The sequence below is a fragment of the Candidatus Sulfotelmatobacter sp. genome (genome assembly GCA_035498555.1).
Lineage (GTDB): Bacteria > Eisenbacteria > RBG-16-71-46 > RBG-16-71-46 > RBG-16-71-46 > DATKAB01.
In genome coordinates, this window is the sequence record DATKAB010000053.1 from 39,152 (window position 1) to 51,075 (window position 11,924).

Annotated in this window: 12 protein-coding genes; 11 read left to right on the forward strand and 1 reads right to left on the reverse strand. The window is 71.1% G+C overall.

What is annotated here, in order from left to right; translation table 11 throughout:
* The first annotated feature begins 151 nt into the window (after positions 1-151).
* The 10 genes from VMJ70_04695 (at position 152) to VMJ70_04740 (ending at position 10,063) form a co-directional block, all read left to right on the forward strand.
* Positions 152-1,135: a MoxR family ATPase gene (locus tag VMJ70_04695; GenBank protein ID HTO90407.1), complete on the forward strand. Its 984-nt coding sequence runs from the start codon at positions 152-154 to the stop codon at positions 1,133-1,135.
* Positions 1,132-2,025, forward strand: coding sequence for a DUF58 domain-containing protein (locus VMJ70_04700; GenBank protein ID HTO90408.1), 894 nt, complete (start codon positions 1,132-1,134; stop codon positions 2,023-2,025). The genes VMJ70_04695 and VMJ70_04700 overlap by 4 nt, the downstream gene beginning before the upstream one ends.
* A complete protein-coding gene (locus VMJ70_04705) occupies positions 2,022-3,056 on the forward strand; it encodes a hypothetical protein (protein ID HTO90409.1) in 1,035 nt (344 codons plus the stop codon). The genes VMJ70_04700 and VMJ70_04705 overlap by 4 nt, the downstream gene beginning before the upstream one ends.
* Positions 3,056-4,033 (forward strand): VWA domain-containing protein, encoded by a 978-nt coding sequence (locus tag VMJ70_04710; protein ID HTO90410.1) that lies wholly within the window; start codon positions 3,056-3,058, stop codon positions 4,031-4,033. Before VMJ70_04705 ends, VMJ70_04710 begins: the two co-directional genes overlap by 1 nt.
* 7 nt (positions 4,034-4,040) lie before the next feature.
* Positions 4,041-5,822 carry a VWA domain-containing protein gene (locus VMJ70_04715; GenBank protein HTO90411.1) on the forward strand — a complete coding sequence of 594 codons (1,782 nt, stop codon included), beginning with the start codon at positions 4,041-4,043 and terminating at the stop codon, positions 5,820-5,822.
* Positions 5,822-8,083 (forward strand): BatD family protein, encoded by a 2,262-nt coding sequence (locus VMJ70_04720; protein HTO90412.1) that lies wholly within the window; start codon positions 5,822-5,824, stop codon positions 8,081-8,083. The genes VMJ70_04715 and VMJ70_04720 overlap by 1 nt, the downstream gene beginning before the upstream one ends.
* Positions 8,080-8,667 carry a phosphatase PAP2 family protein gene (locus VMJ70_04725; protein HTO90413.1) on the forward strand — a complete coding sequence of 196 codons (588 nt, stop codon included), beginning with the start codon at positions 8,080-8,082 and terminating at the stop codon, positions 8,665-8,667. The genes VMJ70_04720 and VMJ70_04725 overlap by 4 nt, the downstream gene beginning before the upstream one ends.
* Positions 8,668-8,723: 56 nt before the next feature.
* Complete coding sequence (locus VMJ70_04730) at positions 8,724-9,188, forward strand: PTS sugar transporter subunit IIA (protein ID HTO90414.1); 465 nt, start codon at positions 8,724-8,726, stop codon at positions 9,186-9,188.
* Positions 9,185-9,523, forward strand: a complete 339-nt coding sequence (locus VMJ70_04735) for a hypothetical protein (protein ID HTO90415.1) — start codon at positions 9,185-9,187, stop codon at positions 9,521-9,523. The genes VMJ70_04730 and VMJ70_04735 overlap by 4 nt, the downstream gene beginning before the upstream one ends.
* Positions 9,524-9,643: 120 nt before the next feature.
* The gene (locus tag VMJ70_04740; GenBank protein HTO90416.1) at positions 9,644-10,063 is read left to right on the forward strand and encodes a hypothetical protein; all 420 of its coding nucleotides are present in this window, start codon (positions 9,644-9,646) and stop codon (positions 10,061-10,063) included.
* A gap of 9 nt (positions 10,064-10,072) precedes the next feature.
* On the opposite strand, the gene VMJ70_04745 is transcribed toward VMJ70_04740, so the two are convergent.
* Complete coding sequence (locus VMJ70_04745) at positions 10,073-10,408, reverse strand: hypothetical protein (GenBank protein HTO90417.1); 336 nt, start codon at positions 10,406-10,408, stop codon at positions 10,073-10,075.
* 65 nt (positions 10,409-10,473) lie between these two features.
* On the opposite strand from VMJ70_04745, the gene VMJ70_04750 reads away from it, so the two are divergent.
* Positions 10,474-11,889: an HDIG domain-containing protein gene (locus tag VMJ70_04750; protein ID HTO90418.1), complete on the forward strand. Its 1,416-nt coding sequence runs from the start codon at positions 10,474-10,476 to the stop codon at positions 11,887-11,889.
* Positions 11,890-11,924 lie beyond the last annotated feature (35 nt).

Here is an 11,924-nt window from a genome sequence, read left to right on the forward strand (position 1 = left end):
TGCGTGCCGGTCTCCACGCGTCAGGTCTTCGACAAGCGCTCCGCCGCGTCCCCGCAAGAACGAGTCTTCCGCGGTGGAGGCTGGCATGAGCTTCGGCTAGACTGCCGCACTGCGGAATCGCCGCCGTCCGATCTGGGGAGGGAGCCCGCGAATGATGGACAAGCAGGAAGCCGCGCGGCGCATCGAAAGCGCCGGCAACGTGCTCGCGAAGGTGCGCGGCGAAGTCGGCCGCGCGGTGGTGGGACAGCGCGACATGGTGGACCGGCTGCTGATCGGTCTCCTCACCGGCGGTCACGTGCTGCTCGAGGGCGTGCCCGGCCTGGCGAAGACCCTGGCGATCAAGAGCCTCGCCGACTCGCTCTCGCTCACCTTCCATCGCGTCCAGTTCACGCCCGATCTGCTGCCCGCGGATCTCACCGGCACCCTGATCTACAACCCGCGCGACGGCTCGTTCACCGCCAAGAAGGGGCCGTTGTTCGCCCACCTGGTGCTGGCCGACGAGATCAATCGCGCCCCGGCCAAGGTGCAGTCGGCACTGCTCGAGGCCATGCAGGAGAAGCAGGTGACGATCGGCGACCAGAGCCACCTGCTCGAGGAGCCGTTCCTGGTGATGGCCACCCAGAATCCGATCGAGCAGGAAGGGACTTATCCGCTGCCCGAGGCGCAGAGCGATCGTTTCATGCTCAAGGTCAAGGTCGGCTACCCCGAGCGCAACGACGAGAAGGAGATTCTCAAGCGCGCCGGGCTCGCCTCGCTGCCGTCGCTGCAGCCGCAGGCCAGCCGCGCCGACCTGCTCGAGGCGCGCGAGGCGCTCGGCGGCGTCTACGTCGACGACAAGATCCAGGAATACGTGCTCGACCTGGTCTCGGCGACGCGCCGCCCCCGTGACTTCGGCCTGTCGCTCGACGGCCTGATCGAATTCGGCGCTTCCCCCCGCGCCACGCTGTTCCTGGTGCGCGGCGCGCAGGGTCACGCCCTGCTCGAGAGCCGCGCCTACGTGCTGCCCGAGGACGTGAAGGCGATCGCGCCGGACGTGCTGCGCCACCGCATCCACGTCTCGTACGAAGCCGAGGCCGAAGGGGTCGACGGCGAGGAGGTCGCCCGCCGTATTCTGGAGCAGGTGCGGGTGCCGTGACCGAAGCGGTCGAGCTGCTGAAGAAAGTGCGGCGGCTCGAGATCCGCAGCCGCCGGCTGGTGGAAGACGTGTTCGCCGGCAGCTCGGAGAGCATCTTCAAGGGACGGGGGATCGAGTTCGAGGAAGTGCGTCCCTACGTTCCCGGCGACGAAGTGCGTACCATCGACTGGAACGTCACCGCCCGGCTCGGGTCTCCCTACGTCAAGCGTTTCGTGGAAGAGCGCGAGCTGACGGTGATGCTGGTGGTGGACGTGTCGCGCTCGATGCGCTTCGGCACCGCCGGCGGCGAGAAGCGCGAGCTGGCCGCCGAATTGGCCGCGGTGCTCGGCTTCGCGGCGATTCGCAACAACGATCGCGTCGGTCTGGTGCTGGCCGGAGAACGCGTCGAGCATTTCGTGCCCCCGTCCCGCGGGCGGACTCATCTGCTGCGGCTGCTGCGCGACGTGCTGGCGGTGACGCCGAGCGGCGCCGGCACGCGGCTGGGCGAAGCGGCGCGTTTCGTGGTGCGCGCGGCGCGGCGCCGTTCCCTGATCTTCTGGCTCTCGGATTTCGAAGACCGGCTGAAGGTGAACGACTGGCGGCTGCTCGGCCGCCGTCACGAGGTGACGGCCATCGCGCTCCACGATCCGCGCGATCAGATGCTGCCGTCGGTGGGCTGGGTGGAGATCGAGGATCTCGAGTCCGGCGAGCGCCGCCTGGTGGACACCTCGAACGCCCGGGTGCGCGCCGCCTACCATCGCGAGGCCGCGGCGCGCCGCCACGCCAACGAGAAGGTGTTCGATCAGGCGCGCTGTCCGCTGCTCACGCTGCAGATGGACCGGCCGTGGATGCCGGTGCTGATGCGCTACTTCGCCGCCCGGCGCCGCGGGCGAGGAGGAGCGGCGGCGTGATGCCACCGGCGGCCGGAGGCGTCCGCGCCGCGTTGGGCGCGGGCGCGGAGCGGCCCGGCGCCGCGGTGGGCGTCGTCGCGCTGCTGGCGATCGCGGCCGTGTGCCTCGCGCCGCATGCCGAGGCCACAGCCGACTATCCGATGCACGCGGGCGTCACTCCGGCGGCGGTCCGCCTCGGCGAGCCCATGACCTATCACGGCTGGATCGGAGTGCCGCGCGGCGCGGTGGTGCGGTGGCAGGCGCCCGCGACCGGCGGCAACTTCACGTGGGGTCCGATGCGCAGCGGCCGCAGCCCGCTCACGCGCGGCCACGGACTGGGAACGGTCTTCCCGGGCGACAGCGCGTGGGTCGAAATCCCGCTCCAGGTGTTCGACACCGGACTGATCTCGATTCCCGGACTTGCGTTCGACTATACCGGCCTCGCAAACGGGGAGCTCCACGAGGGCCGTCTGCCGCTGGTTCCGCTCGTGGTCACGCCGATGATCGCCGCCAACGACAGCTCGGCGCGGCTTCGTCCCGAGCGCGGTCCCCTCGCCGCGCCGTGGTGGGAACGGGTGCCGTGGGCGTGGGTGGTGGGGACGCTGCTGCTCGTCGCCGGCGTCGTCATCCTCGCCCTGTTCCTGCGCCGCAAGAAGCCGGTGGCGGCGCCGGTGGTCGCGGCGCCGGTGCGGCGGCGTGATCCGACCGCCGAAGCGCTGGCCGAGCTGGCGGCCCTGAAGCGCCTCGGGCTGCCCGAACGCGGGCGGTTCGGCGAGCACGCCTATCACCTCGGCCGGATCCTGCGCCGCTACTTCGAGGCCACGCTCGGCCTCACTCGACCGGGCGACACCACGCCGGAGCTGATCGCGCATCTTCAGCTCGCCGGACTCTCGGCCGACGACGTGGCGCGACTCACCACGCTGCTGCGACGCTGGGATGGCATCAAGTTCGCGCGCATGGATTCGAGCCTGGACGAAGCCACGCGTTGCGAAGACTCGGTGCGCGAGCTGGTCATGAAGCGCGCGGCGCCGCCGGCGGGAAAGGCGGCCTGATGCGCTGGGAATGGCCGTGGATGCTGCTCCTGCTGCTGGTGATCCCGATCGCGCTGTGGCGTCGGAGGAGACCCGCGGGTCGCGCCGCCGCGGTGCTGTGGGTGCGCGTCGGGAGCTGGGGCGGAGGATTCGTCGCCGCGCTGGTGCGGGCGGTCGCCATCCTGCCGTGGCTGGCGTTCGCGCTCGCCGTGGTCGCGCTGGCGCGCCCGCAGCAGGGGCTCAAGCAGAGCGAGGTCGAGACGCGCGGCGTCGACATCATGATGTGCATCGACATTTCGCCGAGCATGGCGGCCGAGGATTTTCGGCCGCTCAACCGCCTCTACGTCGCCAAGGAGACCGCGCACGAATTCGTGAAGCAGCGCCCGCACGATCGCATCGGGCTGGTGGGATTCGCGGCCACCGCCTTCATGCAGTGTCCGCTGACGCTCGATCACGACGCGCTCAACGAGTTGATCGAGTCGCTCGATTTCGGGCTGGCCGAAGACGGCACCGCGATCGGCATGGGGATCGCCACCGCGGTCTCGGGCCTGCGGCGCAGCCAGACCCCGAGCAAGGTGATCGTGCTCCTGACCGACGGCGAGAACAACCGCGGCGCGATCGATCCGCTGACCGGCGCGGAGCTGGCGCGCGCGCTCGGCGTGAAGGTGTACACGGTGCTGGTGGGCCGCGGCGGAGTGGTGCCGGTGCCGGTGGACGATCCGCTGCGCGGGCGGCACGTCGAGATGGTGCGGATGGACGTGGACGAGACCACCCTGCGTCAGATCGCGGACCGCACCGGCGGGAAGTTCTTCCGCGCCCACGATGCCGCGGCGCTGGCCGACATCTACGCCAACATCGATCGGCTCGAGCGCGCGCCGATCCGCTCGATCGAATATCGCGAGTACAAGGAGCTGGGCCCGCAGGTGCTGGCGCTCGCCGCGCTGGTGCTCGGCGCCCACGCGCTGCTCTCCTCCACCCTGGCGTTCCGACTGCCATGAGGCGCGCATGACCTTCTCCGACATCCGCTGGTTGTGGGCGCTGCTGGCGCTGCCGGCGCTCATCCTGCTCGAGTGGCGGGCGGTGCGCCGGGCCGAACGCGCGCTCGGCACCCTGGTGGGCGGTCGCCGCGACAGCGTTCTGCTGGCCCAGCGTCGCCCCGGGAATCGCCGGTTCAGCCTCCTCATGCGGCTCGCCGCGCTGGCGCTCCTGATCCTCGGCGCGTCGGGTCCCGAGTGGGGGAGGGAGCTGGCGCGCCGCACCGCCAGCGGCTCGGACCTGGTGCTGGTGCTCGACGTGTCGGGCAGCATGGAAGTGCGCGACGTTCCTCCCACGCGTCTCGACGAGGCGCGTCGCGAGGCGCTCGGCGTTCTCGATCACCTCGAGGGAAGTCGAGTGGGCGTGGTGGCGTTCGCCGGCGACGCGGTGCGGCTCTGCCCGCTGACGCAGGACGTCGCCACCGCGAGGCTGGTGCTCGAAGGCCTGTCGACCGGATCGGTGAGCGATCCCGGCACCGATCTGGGGCGCGGCCTGCGGCTGGCGGCCAAGCTGATGCCGCCCGGCCGGCGCGAAGAGCAGGCGATCGTGCTGTGGACCGACGGCGAGGATCTCGAGCAGGGCGCGCGCGGCGCCATCGACGAGCTGGCGAACACCGGCATTCGCGTATTCGCGGTCGGAGTCGGCACTCCGGCCGGGGACGTGGTCCCGGTCACCGACGAGCAGGGCCGCACCGTGGACATCAAGCGTGACGAAAACGGCGCCGCGGTTCGCAGCCGTCTCGACGAGGGACTGCTGCGCACGCTGGCGCGGCGGACGCGCGGCGGCTATTTCGCGGCCTCGCGCCCGGGCGGTGAATTGCCCCGCCTGGTCGGAGCGCTCGGCTCGCTGGCGCGAGGCGCCCGCGGGCAGCGGCTGGTGGAGCGTCCCGTCGCCCGCTTCCCGCTGTGCGCGGCGGGCGCGGCGCTGATGCTGGCGTTGCTGGGCTTGCGCGCGCGGCGTCGCGTCGAGCGCGCGCAGTTGCGCGAGGGAACGCGTGGCGGGCGATCGCATGCAGGTCGCGCTCGCCCGCCGCGCAAGCCGAGCCGGGCCGCGCGTCCGGCGGCGGCGGTCGCCGCGCTCCTGCTGACCTTCGTTGCCGGCCGGGCGCAGGCGCAGAGCGCGTGGGCGCGAGGCGACGCGGCGTTCCGCCGTGGCCAGTTCGCGCAGGCCGAATCGCTCTACTCGCGCCGCTTCGGGCGCGGCGGTCCGGCGGCGGTGGCGGTCAATCGCGCCACGGCCAGGGCGCTGCGCGGCGAACGCGACGCGGCCGAGCAGGAGCTGTCGCGCTACTTCGACGCACGCGGCGCGACCGGCGACAACGCCCGATTCAACCTCGGCACCGTGCTCGGGGAGGAGAAGAAGTACGACCAGGCACTGGCCATGCTGCGCCGCGCACTCGAGCGGAGCCCCGCGGACGAGGATGCGCGCTGGAACTACGAATGGATCAAGCGGCAGAAGGAGCAGGAGCAGAAGCCCGAGCAGCGGCAGCAACAGCAGCAGCCGAAGCCATCGCCGCCGCAGCCCTCGGGCGGGCAGCCGCAGCCGCAGAACCCGCAGCCGCAGAACTCGCAGAATGCCCCGCCGAATCCGGGCGGCAATTCCCAGAAGCCGCAGAACGGCGGCGGTACCCAGCAGATGACGCGCGAGCAGGCCGACCAGCTGCTCGGGGCGCTTCAGGAGCTGGCCCGCGCCGACCAGCAGCGCCAGCGCAAGGTGCGGGTGCTGCGCGACCGCCGCGGCAAGGACTGGTAGTGACGCGGCGCCGGTGGGTGTTCCTCGTGGCGTGTCTGGCGCCGGTCGCCGTCGCCTCGGCCGCCCGCGGCGCGGTGACGATCAACGTTCAGGTGTCCAAGAGCTCGGTGACGATCGGCGAGTCGATCACCATGGAAGTGAGCGTCGAGGGCGCCAGCGGCGGCGTCGGCGAGCCGGATCTCAATCTTCCCGGCGGATTCGAAGTGCTGGCCAGCGCGCGCGGCCAGAACTTCTCATGGATCAACGGCCGCAGCTCGAGCACGCTCACATTTCAGTACGAGATCGCGCCCTCTCAGGCCGGGAAGTTCAAGCTCGGGCCGGTGCGGGTCAAGGTCGGCGGTCAGAGCTACGAAAGCGAGGCCGTGGACGTCGAGGTGACGGCCGCACCGCGCCAGCTCTCCGGCAGCACGTCGGGCGCGGCATCGCTGGTGGCGGAGGTGACGCCCGCCAACCCCTATGTCGGCCAGCCGGTGGTATTGCGCGTGCGCCTGATCCTGCACGCCACGCTCGCCGAAGATCCGCAGTACACCGCGCCCGCCACGACCGGCTTCTGGGCCGAGCGGGTGAGCGATCCCGAATCCTACTTCGCCCAGCAGGGCGGCGAACGCGTGCTGGTGACCGAGACACGCCAGCGGCTCTACCCGCTCGCGCCTGGCACGGTCACGATCGGCGAGGCTTCGGCGAGCCTGGTGCTCGCGGACGAGAGCTCGCCATTCTCGATCTTTGGCGGCGCCCGGCACATGCAGGTGGCGCGCAGCGCACCGGTCTCGGTGAACGTGCAGGCGCTACCCTCGGGAGCCCCGGCCGGCTTCGATGGCGCGGTGGGAACGCTCACGCCCGGCTGGACCGCCGATCGAGCGAGCGGCCCGCAGGACGTCCCGGTCACCGTGCGTCTGGACGTTCGCGGCGCCGGCAATCTTCCGCTCCTGCATACGCCGTCGCTCGATCTTCCCGATTTCGAGATCTTCGGCAGCACCCTCGAGGACAGCCTGCCCGCGCCCGGAAGCGCCGGCGGCGGGCGGCGACGCTTCCAGTGGACGCTGTTGCCGCGCCACAGCGGCACGCTCGCGATCCGCGCGCCGAACTTCTGCTGGTTCGATCCCGAAGCGCGGGCGTATCGCACGCTCCGCGCGCCGGCGTTGACGCTGGTGGTCGGACCGCCGGTCGGATCGAACGCTTCCTCGGGCGACGAATCGTTCCCGGGAGTCTTCCTGCGGAATCCCGCCGATCCGGGAGCGTCGCCGGGCCGGCCGTGGGGCCTGGGCCTCGCGGGACTGCTGCTCGGCGGCGCGCTGCTGCTGTGGCGGCGGTCCATCCCTTCCGCCGGCGACGCTGCCAGCCAGGCGCAGCAGCGCGAATGGCTGCGCGCCATCGGGCTCGCGCACGGCCCCGAGTTCTGGGACGCCGCCGATCGCGCCGCGACCTGGCTCGAGCGGGAGGGTCGCCCGGCCGGGTCGCTGCCGCGCGAAGTTTCGGCGGCGCGCTACAGCGGCGTCTCGACCGACGAGAGTCGGATTCGTCGCCGGCTGGTGGAGCTGTTGTCCTCGACGCTCGAGCGCGGCGCCGCCCGGCAGGGGCCGCGGTGGGCCGCCGCGGCCCTCGCGCTCGCGGCGCTGGCGCTGGCGGTGTGGGCGGCGCCTCACGGCGGCGACGATCGCGACCGCTTGCGCGCTCAGCAGGCCGACGAACTGGCGAAGCAGGGCGATCTCGACGGCGCCCGCTCCGCCTGGCTCGAATTGTGGCGCTCGCACCATGCGGCGTCGCTGGCAGCTCGACTGGCGTGGGTCGAGATCCGCCGCGGCCGCGTGGGGGAGGCGGCGGCCTGGGTGGTGCGCGGCGACGCCGGAACCCCACGCGATCCCGCGCTCCGGTTCGTCGCCGAGCGCGTGCGCGAGGCGGGCGGGCTGTCGGGAGAGCGCGCGACTCCCGTACCCATACGTCCGCTCGAATGGGGAGTGATGTCGGGCCTGCTCGCGCTGCTGGCGCTCACCGCCTGGCCGCGCCGGGCGTGGGTGCTCGCCGGCCTGCTGCTGAGCGTGGCGCTGGCGGCGGGGCCGTGGATCGGGCGCGCGCTCGATGGCGGGGCCGAACGCGCCGTGCTGCTCCGCACGGCCACTCTGGAAGGCTCCGACGTCGAGCTCGAACCCGGCCAGGTGGTGCGGGTGATCGCGAAGCAGCCGGCGTCGTTCGTGGTGCGGGTGGGTGCGCTCCAGGGGACTTTGCCCGCCGACGCGCTGGCCAGCGGAACCGCGGCCCCATGAAGCCGGCCTCGTGGCTGCTGGCGATCGCGTTGCTCGGGCCGATCCAATCGCTCGACGTGGCGATCGAGGCGCGGATTCAGGAGACGAGGCGGCCGTGGCTCGAGCGACCCATGCACGAGCTCACCGAGATCGGGAGGCCGGTCTGGGTGCTCTCGGGCCTGCTGGCGGTGGCGCTTCTGGATGGGGGAACGGGCGTGGCGACGGTCCGCGGGTGCGTCGCGGTGCTGATTCCGGTCAACCTCATGGTGGAAGGGCTGAAGTGGGGCGTGGGGCGCACGCGCCCCGATGGCGACACCCGGCGCGCCAATTCATCCTTTCCTTCGAGTCACGCGGCCAACGCCATGGCTCTGGCGTGGATGCTCTCGCGACGCTGGCCTCGAGGCCGGCTCGCGTTCTGGACCCTGGCTCTGCTGATCACCTGGTCCCGGATGTACCTGAACCGGCACTATCCGACCGATTGTCTGGCGAGCGTCGTGATCGGCATCGGCTGCGCGATTCTGATTTGCAGTCGCTGGCCGCGGCTGGACCCGGCGCGGGCGCGAGCGATCGTGAAATCCGCAGAGCGAGCCTCCGAATCGCCGTAGCGAGGCGCCTGGGGCTCTGCTAGTCTCCACTTCGCCGTGAGGAGGTCTTTCGGGCGATGTCGATTCTGCTGTTGCCACCACTGCTCGACACCTCGCTCTGCATCTCCGATCTCAAGTCCCGAACTCGCGAAGCGGCGCTCGCCGAGCTGGTGCATGCGCTGAACGGCGGCGCGGTGCGAGACGGCGGATTGCTGCGCGAGTCGCTCGCGCGGCGTGAGCGCCTCGCCACCACCGCGATCGGGAAGGGCTTGGCCTTTCCCAACGTGCGCAGTCTGAGCGTGGGAGAATCCCGCCTGGTGCTGGCCCGCTCCTCTCGCGGAGTCGCATGGGATGCGGGCGATCGCCAGCCTGTGCATCTGCTGTGCGCGGTGCTGTCGCCCGCCGAGTGGACCGAGGAAATGCACCACGAATCGCTGACCCGGGCGGTGAACGCGCTGAAACTCCAGCGCAGCAGGCAGCGGCTGCTCGACGCCGAGGGCGAGCGAGCGCTCCGCGATCTGTGGCGGGAGCTGCTCGCATGACCGAGGCGCACGCGCTGCTCCAGGTGCAGGAAATCGACCTCCTGCTGCAGGAATGGTCGCTGCCCGTGAGCCGGGTGAGGCTGGTGAGGATGGGGTTCCCCACCGGCGACGACCGATCGCTTCAGCGCGCTCGCCAGAAACTGTTCACGGGGCTGGAGCGCCGCTGGCAGCGGCTTTACGAGCGGGCGCTGCTGCGCTACGGCCGAGGGGTGGTGGGGGTCCGGGAGCGGGTCTGCCAGGGCTGTCGGATCACGCTGCCGACATCGGCGGCCCCCGGACCGGGGGAATCGCTCACGCTTTGTGAATCCTGCGGCCGGATCCTCTACTGGGGCTAGCCCCCGCCTCCGATTTCGGCGTCTTTCCGCGCCTTCCCCCATCCAACTGGGTCTCCCCGCTCCCGATGGGCTATTCTTGTCATGGCCGGGCGTTGGCCGTGCAGGCAGGAGGAGTCACGCATGAGACAGCCACGCGCCGCGGCTCTCGCGGTGTTGATGGTGTGGGGAGCAGGCTCGGGCTGCACCGCTCTCAAGGAAATCCCGCCCAAGGACTACGTCGGCCACGGCGATCTGAAGTCGGTTCGCCTGATAACGCGCGACAGCCTCGAATACGAGTTCGATTACGCGAAGGTTCAGGGCGATTCGATCACCGGCTACCGCCGCCGCGATGACAGCGGACCGGCCCCCGAGTACGCGAGCCTGGCGCTGCCGCTTCAGGACGTCCAGAAGCTCTCGATGCGGCAGACCGACTGGACTCGCACGATGCTCATCGGCGGGCTCGGGGTCCTGCTGGTGGCCACCGCGGGATTGGCCGCCAAGAACAGCAACTCGATCGGAGGCGGCAACGACTCCTCGGGGGGCTCGGGACGGCTTCCCTGAGCCGCGCGGTCACGGTTTCCAGCTCACCGTGACCAGTGCCGCCGCTCCCGCACCGATCAGGCTCGCGGAGAGGTCCAGGGGATCGAATCCGCCGGTGCGCCGATCGGCGATCTCCTTGCCCAGCGCCAGAACGCCGACCCCGGTGAACGCGGCCCACGGTTGCCGGGTCGCGATGCCGATGGCGAGCCCGGCGGTGAACCCGAGAGAGGCGTGCTGGAGACGGTCGCTGCGCAGCAGACCGGTCTGCCAGGCGCGGTCGGACGGGGCGGGGAGCGGCGCGGCAGGTCGCGCTTCGGCGCGACACGGAAGTGGGCTCGCGATCAAGGCCAGCGCCAGGATCAGCATCAGCGCCGCGACTCGGAGGCCTGGCGGAGATCCAGCGGGTGTTTCGTTCATCTCGGGAATCTAGCATGCCGACCGCGCACGAAGCCGCCGAACGCCGGCTGCGTCAGCATCTCTGGCCCGATGCGCTGGTCGAATCGCTCGACCGTCTCGCCAAGGACGGACATCGCGCGGTGCTGGTCGGTGGCACGGTCCGCGATGCCCTGCTCGAGCGACCGGCCCACGATGTCTACGACGTCGCCACCGACCGCTTGCCCGAGGAGGTGACGAGGGCGTTCTCCCGCGTCGAGCCGCTCGGAATCGCGCATGGAACGGTGCTCATCCTGGAGCGCGACCTGCGCATCGAATGCACCACGTTTCGCCGCGAGGGCGCCTACCTGGACGCGCGCCATCCCGAGCGCGTCGAGTTCACGCGCGAGCTCGAGCAGGATCTCGCCCGCCGCGATCTGACCGTGAACGCGATGGCGTTCGAGGTCCGCGCCGGCCGGCTCTCCGATCCGTTCGGGGGCGTCGAGGATCTGGCGCGCCGGTCGCTTCGCGCGGTCGGCGATCCGGTCGCGCGCTTCCTCGAGGACGCCCTGCGGCCGGTGCGACTCGCCCGACTCGCGGCCACTCTCGAGATGGATCCGGACCCGGCGACCGCCGCGGCCATGTCGTCGGCGCGCGAGCGGGTCCGGCAACTGGCGGTGGAGCGGGTGCGCGTCGAGTTCGAAAAGCTGATGACCGCGCCTCGTCCGTCAGTGGGCTGGAATCTGCTGCGCGCCTCGGGGCTGCTCGAGGTCTGGATGCCGGAGCTGACGCGCTGCTATGGCGTGGTGCAGAACCGCTTCCACGCCTGGGACGTCTGGGACCACAGTCTCTACACCTGCGACGCGGCGCCTGCCGACAAGCCGGTGGTGCGCTGGGCGGCCCTGCTCCACGACCTCGGCAAGGTGGACACCCGCGCCGAGCGCGACGGCGACTTCACCTTCTACCAGCATCAGGTGGTGGGGGCGGAGCTGGCGGATCGCTTGCTCCTCCGCCTGAGATTTCCGAACCAGATGCGCGAGGACATCGTCCTCCTGGTGCGCGAGCACATGTTCGATTACCGGCCACAATGGAGCGACGCCGCGTTGCGGCGCTGGCTGCGCAAGATCGGCGTGGACCACGTCGCCGACCTGTTCGACCTGCGGATCGCCGATGTGATCGGCAACGGTCTCAAGACCGGATTTCCCTCCCAGCTCGAGGTGATGCGCGAGCGGATCGAAGAGTTGATGCGACACGACCAGGCGTTGCACCTCGGCGATCTCGAAGTGGACGGCCGTGACGTGATGCGCGTGCTCGGCATTGGGCCGGGTCCGCGCGTCGGACTCGAGCTGGAAGCTCTGCTCGAGGAGGTGCTCGAGAATCCCGAGCGGAATCGTCGCCAGCGACTGCTCGAGCGACTCGAGGGGAGACGCTCGGAATCCGCGCCTCCCGCGACCTCCGGCGACGCCGGAGCTTGACACTGTTTTCACAAGGCCCCTATCCTGCGGCGCCT

What these genes read in the sequence shown, in the direction of transcription:
- VMJ70_04695 (HTO90407.1), top strand. Translation starts at nt 152, where the DNA reads ATGATGGACAAGCAGGAAGCCGCGCGGCGCATCGAAAGCGCCGGCAAC.
- VMJ70_04710 (HTO90410.1), top strand. Translation starts at nt 3,056, where the DNA reads ATGCGCTGGGAATGGCCGTGGATGCTGCTCCTGCTGCTGGTGATCCCG.
- VMJ70_04715 (HTO90411.1), top strand. Translation starts at nt 4,041, where the DNA reads ATGACCTTCTCCGACATCCGCTGGTTGTGGGCGCTGCTGGCGCTGCCG.
- VMJ70_04725 (HTO90413.1), top strand. Translation starts at nt 8,080, where the DNA reads ATGAAGCCGGCCTCGTGGCTGCTGGCGATCGCGTTGCTCGGGCCGATC.
- VMJ70_04730 (HTO90414.1), top strand. Translation starts at nt 8,724, where the DNA reads ATGTCGATTCTGCTGTTGCCACCACTGCTCGACACCTCGCTCTGCATC.
- VMJ70_04735 (HTO90415.1), top strand. Translation starts at nt 9,185, where the DNA reads ATGACCGAGGCGCACGCGCTGCTCCAGGTGCAGGAAATCGACCTCCTG.
- VMJ70_04740 (HTO90416.1), top strand. Translation starts at nt 9,644, where the DNA reads ATGAGACAGCCACGCGCCGCGGCTCTCGCGGTGTTGATGGTGTGGGGA.
- VMJ70_04745 (HTO90417.1), bottom strand. Translation starts at nt 10,408, where the DNA reads ATGCTGATCCTGGCGCTGGCCTTGATCGCGAGCCCACTTCCGTGTCGC.
- VMJ70_04750 (HTO90418.1), top strand. Translation starts at nt 10,474, where the DNA reads ATGCCGACCGCGCACGAAGCCGCCGAACGCCGGCTGCGTCAGCATCTC.